The organism is Ralstonia sp. Ralssp110 (genome assembly GCF_047325135.1).
Lineage (GTDB): Bacteria > Pseudomonadota > Gammaproteobacteria > Burkholderiales > Burkholderiaceae > Ralstonia > Ralstonia mojiangensis.
Genome location: NZ_CP168609.1, coordinates 868,429 through 887,225, shown reverse-complemented (window position 1 = coordinate 887,225; position 18,797 = coordinate 868,429). Strand labels below are relative to the sequence as shown.

Here is an 18,797-nt window from a genome sequence, read left to right as displayed (position 1 = left end):
GGGACAGCCGCGCGGGCGGCGTCCGGGGTGGCCGGAATCGGGTTCGGGATGTGGCGGCCAGACAGCCACGGGCGCGTGGTCTGGCAACCGATCGGTAGTCGTAGCGAAAGCGGGATCGAGGCAGGCATGAGAGGCTCCAACGATTTGGCGCACAGATTGCGCCACACACAAGGCCCGTCGCCGGTTAAGGCACGGACCGATCAAATATCGGAACGAGGGGGAAAGAGAGATCTACGCGCTTACACGCGTAGTAGAGAAGCGGATAGCAGACCGCGCACGCACGAGAGGGTGCGGGCAGGAGCGGTACGGAGGGTGGTCTGCTGAGAGTGCATTTGGCGATAGTGATGGTGACGGCGGGGTGTTGTCAAGTTGGCTGGGCGGATTCCGGACGGTTTTTTGGGGCAGATGAAACACCAGATCCAGAGGCAACGAAAACGTGTGCTGCCCGCCAGAAACCATGTGACGTGGGCGCCAGCAGAACCCATCCGAACCTGCTTTAATACACCCCGTCCATGCCGACAGCCCGCTATATCAAAGGGTCTATAACGGCAAGACCCCTTCACGCCCCACAAGGAGAATCCCCCAATGGTCACGTTGAACATCAACGGCAAACCGGTGGAAGTTGATGCTGATCCGTCGACGCCGCTGCTCTGGGCGTTGCGCGACAACCTCGGTCTGACTGGCACGAAATTCGGTTGTGGTGTCGCTTCGTGCGGCGCCTGCACGGTGCACCTGAACGGTCAGCCCACGCGCAGTTGCGTGCTGCCGATCTCTGCGGTGGCCGGCCAACAGATCACCACGTCCGAACACATCGCCGATGACAAGGTCGGCAAGGCGGTGCTCGATGCGTGGGTCAAACACGATGTGGCGCAATGCGGCTACTGCCAGAGCGGCCAGATGATGAGCGCGGTGGGTTTGCTGCGCACCAAGAAGAAGCCGACCGACGCCGATATCGATAGCGCGATGGCCGGTAACCTGTGCCGCTGCGCGACGTACCAACGCATTCGCGCGGCCATTCACGACGCAGCGAAATCGCTGGCCTGAGCCCCACCGGAGAATTCACGATGCGTATTCGAAATCTTGAAGCGCTGGCCGGTGGCGGCGCGCAACATCAACCGGCGTCTGCGGATGCTGGTACGGCAACGCTTGATCGCCGCAGCTTTCTGAAACTCACGACGCTGGCCGGCAGCGGCCTGGCGCTGGGTGTGGCGCCGATGCTGGCCGGCGCGCAGGACGCCAAGGCCAAGCCGCCATCGCCGCCCCAGGCGTTCATCATCATTGCGCCGGACAACACTGTCACCGTGGCGGTGAATCGGCTGGAATTCGGTCAGGGCGTGCACACGGCATTGCCGATGGCGCTGGCCGAAGAACTCGACGTGGATTGGCGCAACGTGCGCGGCATGTTGGCGCCTGCGGGCGATCCGTACAAGGACCCGGGCTTCGGTATCCAGATGACGGGCGGTTCGACCGCGCTGAACCACTCGTTCCAGCAGTACCGCGAGTTGGGCGGCCGGGCGCGTGCCATGTTGATCTCGGCGGCGGCGGAGCGCTGGAAGGTCGATCCGTCAACATGCCGCACCGCCAATGGCGTGGTCACGTCGGGCAGCCACCGCGCCACGTATGGCGAACTGGCCCAGGCGGCGATGGCGCAGCCCGTGCCTGCGCAGGTCACGCTGAAGAACCCGTCGCAGTTCCGCATTGTCGGCAAGCCGACGCCACGTCTGGATGCACGTGCGAAGCTCGACAGCTCGCTCAAGTTTGGCCTCGACACGCGCCTGCCCAACATGAAGGTGGCCGTGCTTGCTCGCCCGCCGCGCTTTGGCGGTAAGGTGGCCAAGTACGACGCGGCTGCGGCCAAGGCGGTGAAGGGCGTGGTCGATGTGCTGCAGATCCCGACCGATCGTGGCGGCGCGGGCGTTGCCGTTATCGCCGACGGCTACTGGCCCGCCAAGCAGGGCCGTGACGCGCTGCAAGTCACGTGGGAAGACGCCGGCTCGACGGTGTCTACACCCGCGCTGATGGCCGAGTACAAGAAGCTCGCCGGCCAGCCCGGCACGGTGGCCAAGGCTGCCGACATGAGCGCAATCCAGTCTGCCGCCACGCGCATCCAGGCCGATTACGAGTTCCCGTACCTCGCGCACGCGCCAATGGAGCCGCTGAACTGCACGATCGATCTGCAGAAAGACGGTGGCAAGACCACGGGGGCGAAGGTGTGGGTCGGCTCGCAGTTCCAGACCATCGACCAAGGAGCGATCGCCAAGGTGCTCGGCGTATCGCCCGAGAAGATCGAGCTGAACACGATGATGGCGGGTGGCGGTTTTGGCCGGCGCGCGATCACCACGTCGGACTACGTGGTGGAAGCGGCCAACGTGGCCAAGGCCTATGCGGCAGCCGGGCACAACGGCCCCGTCAAGGTGATCTGGAGCCGCGAAGACGACATCCGCGGCGGCTACTACCGCCCGATGCATCTGCACCGCGTCAACGTGGGCGTGGACAGCGGCGGCAAGGTCGTCGGCTGGGACCACGTGATCGTCGGTCAGTCGATCCTCAAGGGCACGCCGTTCGAGGCCTTCATGGTCAAGAACGGTGTGGACGAAACGATGGTCGAGGGCGTGGTTGAAAACGACTACGGCTTCCCGCTGCAACTGACGGTGCATCACCCGGACGTGAACGTGCCGGTGCTGTGGTGGCGTTCGGTGGGCCACACGCATACGGCCTACGTGATGGAAACGATGGTCGACGAGGTTGCGCATGCGGCCAAGCAGGATCCGGTCGCTTTCCGCCTCGCGCGCTTTACCGGCAAGGAGCACGAACGCCATCGTGCGGCACTGCAGCTCGCTGTCGACAAGTCCGGCTACGGCAAGCGCAAACTGCCCAAGGGCCAGGCCTGGGGGGTGGCGGTGCATGCGTCGTTCGAATCGGTGGTGGCGTATGTGGTTGAGGTGTCGGTCGACCAGGGCAAGCCGCGCGTGCATCGCGTCACGGCCGGTGTGCATGCCAACCGTGTCGTCAACCCGATGGGCGCGGAAGCGCAGATCCAGGGTGCCTGCGTGTTCGGTCTGGCGATGATTCAACCCGGCTTTGCCATCGACATCGAGAACGGCGCCACCAAGAACAGCAACTTCACCGATTTCCCGCCCGTGCGCATGCCCGACGCGCCGCCGGTGAACGTGTTCTTCGTGCCGTCGGAAGACAACCCGACCGGCCTGGGCGAGCCCGGCACGCCGCCGATTGCACCGGCGGTAGCCAACGCGTTGTTCACCCTGACCGGCAAGCGTCAGCGCAAGCTGCCGTTCGATACGGTGTGAGTGTCATCGTCGCGTGATGTGATCGAAGCCGGCATGCAGTCATGTGTGCCGGCTTTCTTATTCTTGCAGCCCTATCCATCGAGTTTTGCGGACTGATTCTTGCGTCCGCGATTGCGTTGTTCACCCTCCGGAGGAGCATGTCATGGCATTGAATATCCTGTACACCGCCCACGCCAAGGCCACAGGCGGCCGCAACGGCCACACGCAGACCGAAGACGGCCAGGTCTCGCACGACTTGTCGGTGCCCAAGGCCATGGGCGGCCCCGGCAAGCCCAACACCACCACGCCCGAAGACCTGTTTGCCGCCGGCTATGCCGCGTGCTTTGGCTCGGCGTGCGACTTCGTTGCGAAGAGCATGCTCAAGCTCAATCCGAGCAACATCGAGATCCACTGCGATGTGGGTATCGGTACGCGCGAGGAGGGCGGTTTCGGTCTGAAGGTGGGCCTGACCGCACGGATCAGCGGTCTGTCGCAAGCCGATGCCGAGAAACTGGTGGCCCAGGCGCATCAGGTGTGCCCGTATTCGAACGCCACCCGTAACAACGTGGAAGTCACGCTCAAGACCGAGGTGGTCTGATGCAGCAGCGGCCTGTTGTTGGCGTGTTGCTGGCCGCAGGCCGCGGCTGCCGGTTTGATGCGGCGGGCGTGGCCAACAAGCTGCTTGCCTTGCTGCCCGACGGCACCCCCGTTGCGGTCCAGGCCGCGCGCCACTTGAAGCAGGCATTGGGTGACGTGGTGGCAGTGGTGCCCGCCGCTGCCACGCATGGCGCGCAGGTCGATCAATTGGCCGCGCTCTTGGGCGAAGCAGGCTGCGAAGTCCTGCGGTGTGCCGATGCCGCTCGTGGCATGGGCGCCAGCCTGGCAGCCGGTGTGGCCGCGCGCCCGCAAGCCGGCGGCTGGGTCATCGCCCTGGCCGACATGCCGTGGATTGCGCCCGAGACGATCACTCAAGTTGCCAACGCACTCGACTCGCACGCTTGCGTTGCGCCCTTTCACGCCGGGCAGCGGGGTCACCCCATTGGCTTCGGCGCCGACTTCTTCGCAGGGCTGACATCGCTTGACGGCGACGAGGGCGCGCGGCGGCTGATCGACCCCACCAAGCTCGTCCGCATTGAGTCGGATGACGCGGGCATCCTGCGCGACGTCGACACGCCCGCGGATCTGGCCCCGTGATCTGACGGGATTGGCTTACAACGAAGCGCCGCCGTACTCGCCTGCAGGAAAAAGCTCCAGACACCGCGCACGCACGGCGCTCGTCGGTTCTATGTATGCGGTGATCGGGCCTCGGCTGAGTGCCGCAGTTTTCGGCGCGTGTGCCGATCTCAAGCATTTGATTTCGACAGTGTGAGGGGCCGGGTTTTGAGGCCGGGTGCATGTGATGCTGCTGCGACTGGTCAACAAACTCTGAGACGCTTGATTCGTTCCCGATACCGGCTTGTCCAGTGGCTTTGGACGTTGAGCAGCGGTACCTCGACCGCGCCAGAGAATTGATACTTTGCGCCTGCAGTGGCGGCGTGTAAGGTACTGACTGGTTTCGGATACAGCGACCACAGCAAGACTTCTCGCGCGAGCTGAATCGAGAACAACAATACGGATGGCGCCTTCCACACATGACACGCGATTTGCGCGCCGCACACGCTAACTCCCACCGCGAGATGCTCAAGGTCGTCATTGCGACGTCGCTGGTCACGTGTCTTGAGCTGTTCGACTTCACGGTGTTCAGCTACTTCGCTGTGATGATCGGAGACCAGTTCTTTCCGGCCACGGATCCGATGACGTCGCTGTTGCTGGCAGTCGGTACTTTTGGCGTCGGCTTCTTCATGCGACCGCTCGGCGCCATGGTGATCGGCGCTTACGCCGACCGGGTCAGCCGCCGAGCCGCCATGACAACCACTATCTGGCTGACGGCCATCGGGACGGCCGCGATTGCCGTATGTCCACCGTTTGCAGTGATTGGCGCGGCGGCACCGTTCATCATCATCGTCGGGCGGTTGCTGCAAGGCTTTGCCGCCGGCGGTGAGGTGGGGACGGCCGTGACGTTCGCGATGGAAGCTGCGCCTCCAGCACAAAGCGGGATTCTGGTCAGTTGGCAATACGCCAGTCAGGCTGCGGCCGCGTTGCTCGGCGCGTTGCTCGGCACACTGCTCACGAGCACGATGTCGCCGGCAAGCCTGACGCAGTGGGGTTGGCGCATTCCTTTTCTGATCGGGTTGTCGATTGTGCCCGCTGGTCTGTACCTGCGTCGTCAGCTTGCCGATCGTCCTGTTCCTCGCGCCTCCAATCGCCGCACCTCCATACCGGTTGTCGAACTGTGCCGGGAGCACGGCGGCACGCTGGCGCTGGCCACATTGTCGAAAATCTGGAGCACGGTGCCGGTCTACGCGGTCATTACCTATATGCCGAGCTACGTGACGCGGGTGTTGCACATGCCCGCCATCATCGGGTTCATGTCGTCGACGCTATCGACATTGCTGCTGGTGGTGGTGTCGCCGCTGTCGGGCCTGCTGGCAGACCGATTACCACGGCGCAAGCCAATCGTGCTCATCACATCGGGCACGACTGCGGTCCTGGCATACCCGGTCTTCGCGATGATGACGCATGCACAAAGCCCGCTGGCCGTCCTGCTTGGCTCTGCGGTGATCAGCGTCTTGCTGGCGCTTGGTACCAGCATCGGCGCGTTGCTTGTTCTTGAGGCGTTTCCGGCGCGGGTGCGTGCCAGCGGCTTCGCGATCTCGCATGCCCTGGGCATCACGCTGTTTGGCGGCACCGCGCAATTCATCATCACCGGGCTGATCAAGTGGACGGGTGACCCGGTATCCGCTGCCTGGTATGTGGCGCCCGCATGCCTGGTGAGCTTCTTTGCCGTGCTCGCGTTCAAGGAGCGCCGCGCTGCGGCCTGAAACCGCTGCTCATGTGCTGACTGCGATCGGCTCGTTGCGCGAAACTTGTGGCCGCGCGTAAGACGTTTTGCCGGACAGCGCCCGGAAGTCTTGGGGTGCCATGTCGTATGCACGACGGAACGCGCGCGTGAAATCGGACGAACTCTTGAAGCCAAGCCCGAACGCGATGTCTGTCACGGTCAGGTTGGGGTGGCGGACCAGTTCGCCTGCCGCTTCGCGCAGACGCAGGTGGCGGATGTAGGCACCCAGGCCGCCCTCGTGCTGAAACAGGCGATACAACGTCTGGCGAGGCAGTTGTAGCGCCTGCAGCACGCTCTCTGGCGACAGGTCTTCCTGGCGCAGATGGGCTTGAATGTAGCGCCGCACGCGACCGAACATGGCAGCCCGCGCCGCGGCGCGCGCATTGCCGCTCAGTTGGGCTTGCTTGCCGAACGCAGAGACCATGAGTTGTGTGCTCGCACGAATGGCGTTGCCCGCCGCGTGCGCGCTCATGTCTGCAATGTCCTGACTGAGTGCCGTCACCGTCTCGACGATCAGTTGCGTAAGCGGCGTCGTGTTCGCGATCAAGCGGCCGTGCAGGGCTTCGGGGTCGGGAAAAATGTCTCCGGCCAGTGCGCCCGGCACAAAGATGGTGGCGACCCGGCAAGCGCTGCGTTGCATGCGCACAGGCTGGCCCATGTGCAGTGCGAGGATGCTGCCAGCTGTCAGCAAGTTGTTGCGCGACGAAGACGAACGCACGGCGAGATCAGTGACACCGCCTTCCAGAAACACGTGGAAGGCGTAGTCGCGTATCGGGTCGGTCGAGATGCGCGCGAGCGAGCGGTCCAGCGCCATCGCATCGGACCGGCAATCGGAGAACATCAGATCGTCGATCTTGTAGCGATCGATGGCAGCGTGAAACGGCCTTTCAAGATCGGCTCGCGACGGAAGAACGTCGATGATGTGGCCGACCCTCTCTCGCCACGCCAGCAACGGCGGCTGATGCGTTTGCGTCCGCACGTCGAAGTGGCTGTGAACGATGGAAGATTCACCCGGCGAGCGAACGTCAGCCGTGAACGTGCACTGTTCCATGCAAGAGAGTTCCGCCCCGTGAGTATTCTGCAGTGCTGCTTTTATGTACTGCTTCTTATGGTTGGGACTGTATCGAAGAAACCGCGTGCAGCGCGGCGCCCCCCACCAAAGGGTGAGGCCCAGGACCAACACAGTGGGCACAAAGTGACCTTGTCGGCGTTTTATCGCACTGACGATGCTTCCTATGTGAAGCGCGCTTCTTGTGTGTGATCGCGCCGGAGCAACGGTGCATATTCGTGCAATTCGCGCGGCGCAATATCAAACGCGCGACGGAATGCACGCGTAAAGCTCGACGCATCGTTGAACCCCAATCCCGAGGCAATGTCCTGTATGCCCCGATGCGGCAAGCGCACCAGCTCGTCGGCCGCCATCCGCAGCCTGCGATTGCGGATATACGCGGCCAGGCCACCTTCATGCTCGAAGAGTCGATAGACGCTGGCGCGTGAGAAATGCAGCGATGCCAATACGCTTTCAGGCGACAGGCCCGGATCACGCAGATGCATTTCCACATGCCGCCGCACCTTGCCATAGACGGCAGCGCGTACCGCCGCGCGGGCGTTGCCGGCAAAGCCCGCCTGCTGGGCGAAGGCTGCAAGGATCAGCTCCACCGCCGTGAGAAAAGACTGATGCGCTTCTTCCTTACTCAGCCCAACGATTTGTCGCCTGAGCGCGATGACATGCTCGATCAGCAGGCACGTTATCGGGGTGGCGGCATGAATCCAGCGGCCATGCAGCGACGCCGCGTCAGGGAACAACAGTTCCACCAGCGCGCGCGGCACAAATAGAAGAAGGAGCCTGCCCTCAAAGCTTCGGATGGTGCAGGGCTGATCCATGTCCAGCGCGAGGATGCTAGGCACGCGCGGATTGGGCTGCGCTTCAGTGCGCGGCTTGTTGCCCAGAAACTGCGACGGCGGCCCTTCAAGAAAGATGCTGAACGTGACATCGCGAACGCTCTCGGTCGAGACCCGACCCAGCGATCGCACGGCCAGATTTGGCGCGGTGAGAAAGTCGATGAGGCTCAGGTTGTCGATCGTGTAGCGGGACAATGACGCATTGAACGTATCCTCGGCTTGTTTGCCCGGAGGCCGTATGTCGTAGACGGGGCTCATCCGCTCCTGCCAGGCTAGAAAGCTCTTTCGCGCGTCGCCTTGAACGCTGAAATCGCTGTGCACGATGCCGGGCGCGAGCGTCGGTTGCTCGGGCAACAACAGGCGGCTGAGTGGCGGCGCAGTATGGAGCGCATCGTCGTTCATTGCTGTGCGCATCGCGGAGTCTCGAAATCGGTCCGCCGTGGTGGCGCGTCACACGGCGGGCCAACGCCGGCCGCGAGCGGGCAATGTTTCATGCAAGAGCGTTCCCGTCCCGTGAATAATTTTTGTGATGCGACTTTCATGCACCGCTTCTTATCGCCGGGACTGTATCGAACAAATGGCGTGCGACACAGCACTCCCCCACAAAGGGTGAGGCACGGGACCAACACTCCGCAGCGCTTTTGGCGGCACCTAACGGCGCTGCGCCAGCGCGTCCTCCATCAATCCCGTCACCTCTTCCAAGGCGCGATCGCGCGGCACGCTGTGGTGGCGCACTGCAATGGTGCGCGCCGCGTTCCGGTATTTGGGGTTGCCCAACAGATCGTGGAGCACCGCGTGGAATCCGGTCTCCACATACGCCGGCAGGATGCCAAGGCCGGCGCCCATGGCGGCTACGCGCTCGGTGATCATCAGTTGCTCGATATGCTGCGGGAGCAGCAGCATCGGCACACCGGCCAACAAGCAGTTCAATGCCGTGCCGTGGCCCGCGTGGGTGATGGCCAGCGTGCAGCCGGCAAGCAAGGGGAGCAGCCGGACGGGCTGCCGATAGAGCCGCAGGCCGCGGTGGCGGTTTGCCGTCTCCCAGCTGAGGTCGGGGATGACCGCAATCACTTCGGCGCCGGAGGCTTCCAGCGCTGTCAGCACGGTATCCAGCCAGGGCTGCACTTGCAGATACACGAAGACGTGTGGCTTGTCGGGTTGCTGCCATTGCACGAGTTCGCCCGTGTCCGGCTCGGGTACCGGGCCAAGAAAGGTGGTGCTAGGCGGCCGCAACGGCGCGTAGTGGTCCAGCTCCGGCAGCGTCAACAGTCGGGTGTGGTCGGCGGTGAGTAACGTCGTAAGCGGTTGTGGCGAATCGAACAACGCTTGGATGTTGCGCTCCACGGCGGCCTGTGTTTGCGCGCGCGCTTCAGCGTTACTCGCCTCCCAGGGGCGAAAACACGGTGCCGGGGAGAGCGTGGGCGGGATGGTAAAGCCGGTGCCGACCTGGACAGTGCCGATGCCCGCGCGCTTGGCGGCCAAGAGTGCAAGCGGCGCGTGGTCGATCACGACGAGATCCGGTTGGAGTGTGGCATACAGGTGCTGCCAGGCTTGCACCATGCCCCCCAGCAGATCGGGCTGCGTGGCGCCATAGGTGGCAAGAATGTCGGCGTAGGTCGCAATCTCGCGGCCCAGCGTTGCGACGTTTGTTGGCGTTGGGCAGGCAAACCAGCGGATGCCGTGAGGCGCCAGATAGCGCTGGGCCGCGGCCATCGATTTCAGCCCGAACACCACCTCGTGCCCACGCGCTTGCAGCGCTAGGGCAATAGGCAGCAGGCGCCACAGGTGCCCGTGGTTTTCACCCAGTTCCCACGCAAAAACGATCCGGCTCATGCACGGTCCTGGTGCGTGGTGGTGCGCGTCGCGGGAGTACGTGGGTACATGCAAAGGGTTCCGGGCGATGGGCACGGATCTTATCGATATTTCTACGCCGCGCGGAACTTTCCAAAAACTGAGACGCACGGTCAAGACTGGCCCAAAAAAAATCGTCACTATCGGGCCCGACACACATGTGTCAGCAGTCCGGGGGGAGTTGGTAGCGGCTCAGGACTGTCGGTCAAACGCTCGCTTGCGGCATCCGGTGCCGCATCAAAACAGAGTCAGCCGGCAGGTTTGCCTGATCCAAGAACGTGCTTGCAGAGGCGCGCAGAACATAACAGCGCCATTTGCCAGAACGTACCGGATTGCGAAACGGGGAAGTCGTTCGACGCAAGCAAACCGCACGGTGTTGAGGCTCGGGGGAAACCGACAGGCAGACCTTGAGCCTCAACACCTGTGGCGGGGCGCCGCTCGGATTGGCCGTTCAACCGCCTATCTCAGGTACGAAAACAATGGCTCAACGCAATCAGTTTCCTAAACAGAGCACCTTGGCGCTGGCAATCGCGGCTGCGCTCTCCAGCATGGTCCCGGCCATCGCTGCGGCCGATACGACTGTCAGCACTGCGCTCACCACCTCGCAGTTCTGGGGCGCCGGCAACTACACGGTCACCAGCAGCGGCAGCGTTTCGAGCGCTGGCACTGCGCTGGGCACCGATGGCACGCTCGGCACGCTCAGCAACAGCGGCTCGATCGTCGGGAGCAATGCCGGAATTTCCTCTTACGGTGGCTCGATCGATACGTTGAACAACGCGGCCGGCGGCGTTATCGGTGCGATCGGCCAGGCGGGGGGCAACGGCAAGGCCGGCGGCATCATGATGCCGCCTCCCATGCCGCCAATGCCGGGGCCCGGCGGGCCAGGGAGTGGGGGCGAAAACGCGTTTGGCCTGGCGGCAAGCAACATCACGACGCTGAACAACAACGGCACGATCATGGGCGTCGGCGGTAACGGCGGCGCCGGCGGTTCTGGCGTGCCCGGCGGTGTAGGCGGCGCTGGCGGTAGCGGCACGGCCCTGATCAACAGTGCGCTGATCACGACGCTGAACAACGGCGGCACCATCCGTGGCCAGGGTGGCAACGGTGGCGCTGGCGGCACGGGCGCTGCCGGCGGCGTCGGCGGCAACGGCTTCGGCATTCAGAACCAAGGGACCATCGTCTCGCTCAGCAACACCGGCGCCATCAGCGGAACCGGTGGCAATAACGGAACCGGCACCAATGGCGCGGGTACGGGCAGCGGCTTTGGCATCTTCAACAGCGGTGCAATCACCACGCTGAACAACGCTGGGAGCGGCACCATCCAAGGTGGTGTGAACGGCATCCTCAACGGTGCCGCGATCGGTACGTTGACGAACAGCGGCACCATCAGTGGCACCGGTGGCAACTCCGTTGGCATCGCAAACTACGGCGGTACGATCGGCGGCTTGACCAACAACGCGGGTGGCGTCATTAGCGGTAGCGTCGCAGGTGTCAACAACTTCGGCACGATCCAGACGCTGAACAACAGCGGCACCATTCTTGGCCTCCCCTCGGGTACCGGCCCGCAGAATGCGGGCGTTGTCAACGGCGGCTCGATCGGCACGCTCACCAATAGCGGCAGCATTAGCGGCGGCGGCGTCGGTATCACCAACCAAGGAACGATCAACGCGCTGACCAACAGCGGTGTGATCAGCGGCCGCGCCCCAGGCCTCTACAACACCAGCACGATCGGCACGCTGGTCAACCGCGGAACGATCAGCGGCGGAACGGTGGGCACCATGCCTTTTGTTGCCGGCATTCTCAACGCCGGAACGATCGGCGCGCTGGATAACAGCGGCACCATCACCGGCGCCGGCAATGCCATCAACAGCACCGGGTCGATTGGCCCGATCACCAACTCAGGCGTGATCGCCGGCAATATTACGAGCCAGAGCCATCAAGATCTGACCATCAATGGCGGCACGGGCACGACATTCGGCACCCTGACCGGCTTTGGCGGAACGATCGGCACGATCGTCAGCCCCAACGGGGGCGTCGTATTCGGCTCGGGCAACCTGGTGCTGAACGACAACATCGGTGTCGCGACGACCTCCCCTAACCTAGCCAGCGTCAGCGCTGCCTCTGCTGCCCCGACCTCCACCGGCGCGGTGGCAGTGAGCAACACGGGCGCGGTTCTGCAGGTCAACAACACGATCAGTGTTTTCGGCACCTACAACCAGAGCGCGGCCGGTACGCTGCAGATTGGCGTGAACACCGGTGCGGTCGCCAACGGTTCCCTGACGGGCGACACCGGCTATGGCCGTCTGGTAGTTTCGGGCGCGGTGAACATCGCTTCGGGCTCGGCCGTTTCGTTTGCGCAGGTCAATCCGTATCCGTTTGCGGCGGGTCAGCGTTATGTGATCGTTGATGCGTCCAGCACCGGCACCAACTACAACGAAGGCACCCTGCGGTATGGGATTCGCGGCTACAACAGTGTCCTGACAGGCGCCAACGTTACGGCCAACGGCCGCAGCGATCTGGTGGTGACCGTGGTCAGCGCAGATCTGATCCCGACCACGAGCCCCACGCCGGCACCTGCGCCGGCACCTGCTCCGGCTCCCGCGCCTGCACCGCTCCCCAGCCCGGCGACTGTGCCGAACGCCCAAGCGGCGCTCACGGGTCTGTCGCAGTACACGGGCATCAGCGATCCGGCCCTGCTGAACCTGTACAACGCCTCGATGGCGCTGAACCTGGGCAGCAGCGACGCCGCCAACCACGCCGGCAAGCAACTGAACCCGGTGTCGCAGGGGTCTACGGCCCAGGCCGCACTGGCACCGACGCTGGATGTGCTCAATATCATCTCCACACATGCCGACAACGTGCGCCTTGCCCAGGCCGGTGGCCTGAGCGGTGTTTCGACCGGTGAAGCGGCTCCGGCATGGGGAGTGTGGGGCCAGGCATTTGGCGGCCACGCACACCAGGGCCAGCGCGATCAGGTGGACGGCTACAGCGCCAACTTCGGCGGCCTGCTGTTCGGCGTCGATCACGCGGTCAGCGACGCATGGCGTGCGGGCGGAGTGTTCAGCTACAGCAACGCCAAGATCAGCAACACGGGCGACACCGACGGCAACTCGACGCGTGTGAATTCGTTCGGCCTGATGGGCTACGCCAGCTACTCGGGCAGCCCGTGGTACGCGAACTTGTCGGCCGGCGCCGTGCAGCAGCACTACGACACCACCCGCGCCGTCAACTTCCCCGGCTTCTCGGGCAACGCCAACGGCAGCTTCAGCGGTACGCAGTACGTGGCCCGCGCCGAAGCCGGCTACCCGTTCGCCACGGCTGTTGCCACGGTCACGCCGCTGGCAAGCCTGACATATGGCTACCTGCGCCAGAACGGCTACACCGAATCGGGTGGCAATGGCGCGGCGCTATCGGTGGGCGCGTCGCACACGACGTCGGTCACCAGCGACCTTGGCGTGAAGCTCTCGCGCGAGCTCGCAACCTCGTACGGCACGCTCGTGCCGGAACTGCAGGTTGCATGGCGCCATGAGTACAACAACACGCGTACTCAGACGCACGCCAGCTTTGCGGCAGACCCGACGGGCCAGACCAGCTTCACGTCGTTGGGTGCCAGCCCGGTGACGGATTCGGCTGTTCTCTCTGCCGGTGTCAAGTTGCTGCGTGCGAACAACCTGAGCATCAGTGCGCGCTACTCGCTGCAAGTGGGTAGCGGGTACATGTCGCATGCCGGCAGTCTTCAACTGCGTCAGTTGTTCTAACGACTTGTAGTGATGTGCCAATGGCGCGCCTCCCGAAAGGGAGAGCGCGCTCATTGTTTTATGGGGTGGTAGATGCGCCCCCATAAAACAATGAGCACCCTGTTGCTTCAACGCTCTCGCTCGGTGGGCGCCGACTCTTTTCGATAACCCACTGAGCGCGCTATCAGCTGCAGGCAGGGTTCGTTTCGCAGACGGGCAGCGTGCCGTCTGCGCCAGTTGTTCTAAGCAAAGAAAAGAAGTACCGAAGAGCGCGTTTTCTTGCGGGAAGGCACGCCTTTCCTTCTAGTACGATCACGCTCCTACTCTCATCGAGTGAGCCCTTGGAGTCCCGCATGTCGAGCGCGTCCAATCCAGATCCAATCAGCATTCCCGAAGCGCTCAACCGTGCACATGCGCACTGGAACGCAGGCCAGGCGGCGGAAGCGGGAATCTATTGCCAGCATGTGCTGGCCGCATGGCCGGGCCAGGCCGATGCCCTGCATCTGCTCGGCCTCATGGCGCATGCCTATGGCAACCTGGATCTGGCCATTGCCCACCTGCACCAGGCTTGCATGGCACCACGTGCACCCGCCGTCTACTCCAGCAACCTCGCGGAGATGTATCGCCAGAAGGGCATGCTGGCTGAAGGTCAGGAAGCTGCCCAACGCGCGGTGGCGCTGGACCCATCGCTTGTTCCGGGCTGGAGCAATCTTGGCATCCTGTTGCAGGAGGCAGGCAAGCTGGAGCAGAGCCTCGCATGTCTGGAACGGGTCGTGACGCTCACACCTGATGCACCCGAGGCGCACAACAATCTGGCCAATACGTATCGACGGTTGGACAGGCTCGGCCAAGCCGAGCAGCACTACCGCCAGGCGTTGGCCCTGAACCCGCACTATGCCGAGGCGTACAGCAACCTCGCTTTCCTGCTGACCGCGCAAGGACAGTACGACCAGGCTGCCGCAGAAGCGCGCATGGCCATCGAACTCAACCCGCGTCTGGTCGATGCCTACTTGAACCTGGCCGATGTGGAGGTGACGCGCCATCGGCATGCCGCGGCGCTGCAGGTGCTGGACGCGTTGCAGGCCTTCGCGCCACAGCATCCCGCCGGTTTGACCGCCCGTGCGAAGGCGCTGGCGCAACTGGAGCGCCTGGACGACGCCCTCGCTTGCGCGCAGCAAGCGACGACATTGGCGCCGCGTAGTGCTGAAGCCCATCATGCACTGGCGCAGGTACTTCAGGCGCTTGGCAAAACCGATGAGGCGCTCGCGCATTTCGAGCAGGCCGCAACGTTGCCTGGCACGGTGGCCGAAGAGGCGCTGGTGGGAAGCGCCACGCTTTGGATGGAATCCGGTCAGAAGGAGGCCGCTCGGGCAGCCTTCGATCGAGCGCTGTCGATGTATCCCGGTTCCATACGGGTGCTCACGGCTCGCGCCGAGGCTAAGATATTCCGTGCTGACGATCCGGATGTTGGGGCCATTGAAGGCTGGCTTGCCAACGAAGCACCGAAGCCGATAAACGAACGCATCTCGGCGCATTTCGCGTTGGGCAAGGCCTATCTCGACCTAGACGATGCGCCGCGCGCCTTCGTGCACCTGCATACCGCAAACCAGCGCAAGCGTGCGACGTTTGCCTACGATGCCAAGGCGACCCAGCAATGGATGCAGCGCATCTCTGAAGTCTTCACCGCCGAGCGGATGAAGCGCCTGGCTGCCGCTGGCACGCAGTCTGATCTGCCGGTATTCATCATCGGCATGCCGCGCTCTGGTACCACGCTGGTCGAGCAGATCCTGTCATCGCACTCGCAGGTCATGGGCGCGGGCGAGCTTTCAGCGCTGCGCCAGATAGTGGAGGGCGCCGGTCTGTTCCCCGACATCGCGCAGGTGCTGACCCCGGCGGACGCGCAGCGCCTGGGCCAAACCTACCTGAGCCGTACCGAACCGTTGGCACAAGGGCGGCGACGCCTGATTGACAAGATGCCGGGCAATTTCATCTATGCGGGGCTGATTCCGCTGATCCTGCCAGGCGCCCGCATCATCCATTGCCGGCGCAATCCGGTGGACACGTGCCTATCGTGCTACACCAAGCAATTCGGCGGTGAACAGCCGTTCGCCTACGATTTGGCCGAGCTTGGTGCGTTCTACATCGACTATCAGAAGCTGATGGCCCATTGGGCCCAGGTCCTGCCAACCGATCGATTCATCGAAGTGGACTACGAGCACGTGGTCGATGACCTGGAAGGCGAGGCAAAACGCCTGGTCAGCTTCCTCGGGCTGCCTTGGGAAGACGCTTGCCTGCAGTTCCACGCAAATGACCGCGTCGTGCGCACCGCCAGCGTCAACCAGGTGCGCCAACCGATCTACACCACATCCAAGGGGCGCTGGCAGAAGTACGCCGATCATCTGGGCCCCTTGCTCGCCGCACTCGGGATGAGCGCACCGTGAATGACGTCGATGTCGCCACGATAGAACGCCAGGGCCGCGCCCTGCTGGCCGACGGGCGCCTGAACGAAGCCGAGGCGCTGGTGCGGCCATGGCTGGCATCCGGCACCGGACCGTTGATCTTGTGGCAGGTGCTGGCGGACGCGATTCGCCCGCAAGGCAAGATTGCCGAGACGCAGGCCATTCAAGAGATGCTGGTGGCCAACATGCCCGGCAATCTCACCGCGCGCTTCAACTTGGCAGAAACGCTGCTGCTGCAGGGCGACTTTGATCGCGGCTGGCGCGAGTACCACCATCGCTACGGCATGCCGCACACCGCGGCCATTGAGCGCAAAGTCCAACGTCCGCGCTGGGACGGCCGGCCCATCCCCGGCAAGACGCTGTTGATCCATGACGAGCAGGGTTACGGCGATACGTTCCAGTTCCTGCGCATGGTGCGCTGGGCAAAGGAGCGCAGCGGCGCACGCGTCATCCTGGAGGTGAACGCGGAAAGCGCATCGCTGGCCAGCCGTTACCAAGGCTTCGATGCACTGACGGTGCGCGGCCAATTGCCGCCTGCATTCGACGTGCATTGTGAGCTGATGAGCCTGCCGATGGTGATGGGCCTGAAGCTGTCTGATTTGCCTGGCGTCACTCCGTATCTGTCGGCGGACCGGCAACGCGTCGCCAAGTGGCAGGCGCGCCTGGCCGGGTTGCCACGCCCGCTGGTGGCGCTGGTCTGGGCCGGGCGCCCCACACACGTCAACGATGCGAATCGCTCGATGAAGCTGACGGACCTCGCTCCGCTCTGCCGGCCCGATGTCACGTTCCTCGCCATCCAGAAAGGACCGGCCGCACAGCAGGCCGCGTCGCCGCTGCCCGGTATGTCGATGGTGTCGCTCAGCGACGAGATTCAGGACTTTGAAGACACTGCCGCCATCCTCGCCGTGGCCGATCTGCTGATCTCGGTGGATTCGTCGCCGGTGCATCTGGCGGGCGCCCTGGGTCGCCCCGCATGGGTGATGCTGCCGCTTGTGCCGGACTGGCGCTGGCTGCTCAATCGCAACGACACGCCGTGGTACCCGAGCGTGCGTTTGTTCCGCCAGCCGTCTCGCGGTGAGTGGGGCGGCGTCATGGGTGCCATGGCGCAGGAGTTGGCGCAGTTCGCGGGCGTACGCGCATGACAGCTCTGTCGCCTCTCACATCAAAGGTTTTGACGGCGCTGTTCGCTGGGCTTCTGGTTGTGCTTTGCAGCCTGCTGTCCGACTGCACGACACTGGACCGCGATGCCCACGCCGATGCGCTGGCGGCGCCGTTCCAACTGCATCGTGAGCAAGTGAAGACGGAACACTTCGTGTTGACCGCTTTCGTGCGCATGACGCGTGCAGACCAGCCGCTCACTGTCTACATCGAGGGCGATGGCCTGGCCTGGATTTCCCGCACGGAGCCATCGGCCGATCCGACCCCGCGCAGGGCCACCGCTCTTGCCCTGGCTGCAGCGGACCCGGCACCAAACGTCGTGTATCTCGCCCGGCCCTGCCAGTTCACCCCGATGGCGTTGAACCCGCTGTGTGCTGTGCCGTACTGGACCAGCAAGCGCTTCGCACCGGAAGTCGTGGCATCCATGAACGAGGCCGTGAGCCGGTTCGCAGCGAAGGTGCCTGGCCAGCCCGTTCACCTCGTCGGCTATTCAGGTGGAGGGGCGGTGGCTGTGCTGGTTGCTGCACGGCGCGCGGACATCGCATCCATCCGCACTGTGGCAGGCAACCTCGATACAGAGTTCGTCAACCGCCTGCACGACGTCTCGGCGATGCCGGAATCGCTGAACCCGATCGATGCGGCGCCGCGTGTGGCAATGGTCCCGCAACTGCATTTCAGCGGCGCAGACGACACCGTGGTGCCACCGGACGTGGCGCAGCGTTTCGTGCGGGCGACCGGTGGTCGATGCGCGCAGGCCAACATCGTGCCGGGCCTGGACCACAGCGGCGATTGGGCCGGGCAATGGCCGGCGCTGCTGCCGTTGGCACCCGCCTGCAAAGCACGCTAAGGAGCACGACATGCAACCGATTCCCTCCACGCTCTGGCTGACGGGGCTCAGCGCCGCCGGCAAGACCACGGTGGCCCTGGCCGTGGCCGAATCGCTCACAGCCCAAGGCGTGCCGTGCCGCGTGCTGGACGGCGATGCCGTGCGCAAGCAGCTCTGCCCGGATCTTGGATTCTCCAGGGCCGATCGCAGCGAGAACGTGCGCCGCGTGGCGCAATGGTGTGCGCAGATCAACAACACCGGCACGTGGGCAATTGCCGCCCTGATCTCGCCCTACCGCGATGACCGCGAGCGTGCCCGGCAGATTGTCGGTGCGTCGCGCTTTCATGAAGTGCATGTCGCGACGCCGCTGTCCGTGTGCGAGGCGCGTGACCCAAAGGGGCTATACAGGAGTGCTCGCACTGGAGTGGTCTCCAGCTTTACCGGCATCAGCGATGTCTATGAGCCGCCACTGGCTCCAGCGTTGTCGATTGATACCGGTTGGCAATCGACGCAGGCATGTGTCGCAGCCACACTGGCGTTGCTTGGGATGACCAGCGCAAGCGACAGGCCCCCGGCGTGCCTCGCGTAGGCGCGCAACCTTGTTTGGCGGACGAGTTCGCCAATGCCGTGAGGCGC

13 protein-coding genes are annotated in these 18,797 nt (G+C 64.0%); 10 read left to right on the top strand and 3 right to left on the bottom strand.

Going from position 1 to position 18,797, the window contains the following annotated elements; genetic code table 11:
- Nucleotides 1-585 precede the first annotated feature (585 nt).
- The 5 genes from ACEN9T_RS04635 to ACEN9T_RS04615 all read left to right on the top strand — a co-directional run bounded on the left by ACEN9T_RS04635 (nucleotide 586) and on the right by ACEN9T_RS04615 (nucleotide 6,208).
- On the top strand, nucleotides 586-1,044 hold the full coding sequence (locus tag ACEN9T_RS04635; protein ID WP_004631388.1) for a (2Fe-2S)-binding protein: 459 nt from the start codon (nucleotides 586-588) through the stop codon (nucleotides 1,042-1,044).
- A 20-nt stretch (nucleotides 1,045-1,064) separates the two neighbouring features.
- Nucleotides 1,065-3,308: a molybdopterin cofactor-binding domain-containing protein gene (locus ACEN9T_RS04630; RefSeq protein WP_413706569.1), complete on the top strand. Its 2,244-nt coding sequence runs from the start codon at nucleotides 1,065-1,067 to the stop codon at nucleotides 3,306-3,308.
- Between the two features lie 142 nt (nucleotides 3,309-3,450).
- Nucleotides 3,451-3,885 (top strand): organic hydroperoxide resistance protein, encoded by a 435-nt coding sequence (locus tag ACEN9T_RS04625; protein WP_009240025.1) that lies wholly within the window; start codon nucleotides 3,451-3,453, stop codon nucleotides 3,883-3,885.
- Nucleotides 3,885-4,481 (top strand): nucleotidyltransferase family protein, encoded by a 597-nt coding sequence (locus tag ACEN9T_RS04620; RefSeq protein WP_413706568.1) that lies wholly within the window; start codon nucleotides 3,885-3,887, stop codon nucleotides 4,479-4,481. The genes ACEN9T_RS04625 and ACEN9T_RS04620 overlap by 1 nt, the downstream gene beginning before the upstream one ends.
- Nucleotides 4,482-4,918: 437 nt before the next feature.
- Nucleotides 4,919-6,208, top strand: a complete 1,290-nt coding sequence (locus ACEN9T_RS04615) for an MFS transporter (protein WP_413706567.1) — start codon at nucleotides 4,919-4,921, stop codon at nucleotides 6,206-6,208.
- 9 nt (nucleotides 6,209-6,217) lie between these two features.
- Here ACEN9T_RS04615 and ACEN9T_RS04610 read toward each other — a convergent pair whose 3' ends face one another.
- The 3 genes from ACEN9T_RS04610 to ACEN9T_RS04600 all read right to left on the bottom strand — a co-directional run bounded on the left by ACEN9T_RS04610 (nucleotide 6,218) and on the right by ACEN9T_RS04600 (nucleotide 9,963).
- Nucleotides 6,218-7,279 carry an AraC family transcriptional regulator gene (locus ACEN9T_RS04610; protein ID WP_092971036.1) on the bottom strand — a complete coding sequence of 354 codons (1,062 nt, stop codon included), beginning with the start codon at nucleotides 7,277-7,279 and terminating at the stop codon, nucleotides 6,218-6,220.
- A gap of 182 nt (nucleotides 7,280-7,461) precedes the next feature.
- The gene (locus ACEN9T_RS04605; RefSeq protein WP_413706566.1) at nucleotides 7,462-8,532 is read right to left on the bottom strand and encodes a helix-turn-helix domain-containing protein; all 1,071 of its coding nucleotides are present in this window, start codon (nucleotides 8,530-8,532) and stop codon (nucleotides 7,462-7,464) included.
- A 249-nt stretch (nucleotides 8,533-8,781) separates the two neighbouring features.
- Nucleotides 8,782-9,963, bottom strand: coding sequence for a glycosyltransferase (locus tag ACEN9T_RS04600; RefSeq protein ID WP_413706565.1), 1,182 nt, complete (start codon nucleotides 9,961-9,963; stop codon nucleotides 8,782-8,784).
- Nucleotides 9,964-10,460: 497 nt separating this feature from the next.
- On the opposite strand from ACEN9T_RS04600, the gene ACEN9T_RS04595 reads away from it, so the two are divergent.
- The 5 genes from ACEN9T_RS04595 to cysC all read left to right on the top strand — a co-directional run bounded on the left by ACEN9T_RS04595 (nucleotide 10,461) and on the right by cysC (nucleotide 18,750).
- Nucleotides 10,461-13,739, top strand: coding sequence for an autotransporter domain-containing protein (locus tag ACEN9T_RS04595; protein ID WP_413706564.1), 3,279 nt, complete (start codon nucleotides 10,461-10,463; stop codon nucleotides 13,737-13,739).
- Between the two features lie 332 nt (nucleotides 13,740-14,071).
- Nucleotides 14,072-16,159 carry a sulfotransferase gene (locus tag ACEN9T_RS04590; RefSeq protein WP_413706563.1) on the top strand — a complete coding sequence of 696 codons (2,088 nt, stop codon included), beginning with the start codon at nucleotides 14,072-14,074 and terminating at the stop codon, nucleotides 16,157-16,159.
- Entirely contained in the window at nucleotides 16,156-17,319 is a 1,164-nt protein-coding gene (locus tag ACEN9T_RS04585; RefSeq protein WP_413706562.1) for a glycosyltransferase family 9 protein, read from the top strand. Before ACEN9T_RS04590 ends, ACEN9T_RS04585 begins: the two co-directional genes overlap by 4 nt.
- Nucleotides 17,316-18,182, top strand: coding sequence for an alpha/beta hydrolase (locus ACEN9T_RS04580; RefSeq protein WP_413706561.1), 867 nt, complete (start codon nucleotides 17,316-17,318; stop codon nucleotides 18,180-18,182). The genes ACEN9T_RS04585 and ACEN9T_RS04580 overlap by 4 nt, the downstream gene beginning before the upstream one ends.
- A 10-nt stretch (nucleotides 18,183-18,192) precedes the next feature.
- Nucleotides 18,193-18,750 carry an adenylyl-sulfate kinase gene (gene cysC, locus ACEN9T_RS04575; protein WP_413706560.1) on the top strand — a complete coding sequence of 186 codons (558 nt, stop codon included), beginning with the start codon at nucleotides 18,193-18,195 and terminating at the stop codon, nucleotides 18,748-18,750.
- The last annotated feature ends 47 nt before the right edge of the window (nucleotides 18,751-18,797 follow it).

Bases quoted from the DNA above. Each gene is read 5' to 3' on its own strand.
- ACEN9T_RS04635 (WP_004631388.1), top strand. From the start codon at position 586: ATGGTCACGTTGAACATCAACGGCAAACCGGTGGAAGTTGATGCTGAT.
- ACEN9T_RS04610 (WP_092971036.1), bottom strand. From the start codon at position 7,279: ATGGAACAGTGCACGTTCACGGCTGACGTTCGCTCGCCGGGTGAATCT.
- ACEN9T_RS04615 (WP_413706567.1), top strand. From the start codon at position 4,919: ATGACACGCGATTTGCGCGCCGCACACGCTAACTCCCACCGCGAGATG.
- cysC (WP_413706560.1), top strand. From the start codon at position 18,193: ATGCAACCGATTCCCTCCACGCTCTGGCTGACGGGGCTCAGCGCCGCC.
- ACEN9T_RS04620 (WP_413706568.1), top strand. From the start codon at position 3,885: ATGCAGCAGCGGCCTGTTGTTGGCGTGTTGCTGGCCGCAGGCCGCGGC.
- ACEN9T_RS04605 (WP_413706566.1), bottom strand. From the start codon at position 8,532: ATGAACGACGATGCGCTCCATACTGCGCCGCCACTCAGCCGCCTGTTG.
- ACEN9T_RS04625 (WP_009240025.1), top strand. From the start codon at position 3,451: ATGGCATTGAATATCCTGTACACCGCCCACGCCAAGGCCACAGGCGGC.
- ACEN9T_RS04630 (WP_413706569.1), top strand. From the start codon at position 1,065: ATGCGTATTCGAAATCTTGAAGCGCTGGCCGGTGGCGGCGCGCAACAT.
- ACEN9T_RS04590 (WP_413706563.1), top strand. From the start codon at position 14,072: ATGTCGAGCGCGTCCAATCCAGATCCAATCAGCATTCCCGAAGCGCTC.
- ACEN9T_RS04600 (WP_413706565.1), bottom strand. From the start codon at position 9,963: ATGAGCCGGATCGTTTTTGCGTGGGAACTGGGTGAAAACCACGGGCAC.
- ACEN9T_RS04580 (WP_413706561.1), top strand. From the start codon at position 17,316: ATGACAGCTCTGTCGCCTCTCACATCAAAGGTTTTGACGGCGCTGTTC.
- ACEN9T_RS04595 (WP_413706564.1), top strand. From the start codon at position 10,461: ATGGCTCAACGCAATCAGTTTCCTAAACAGAGCACCTTGGCGCTGGCA.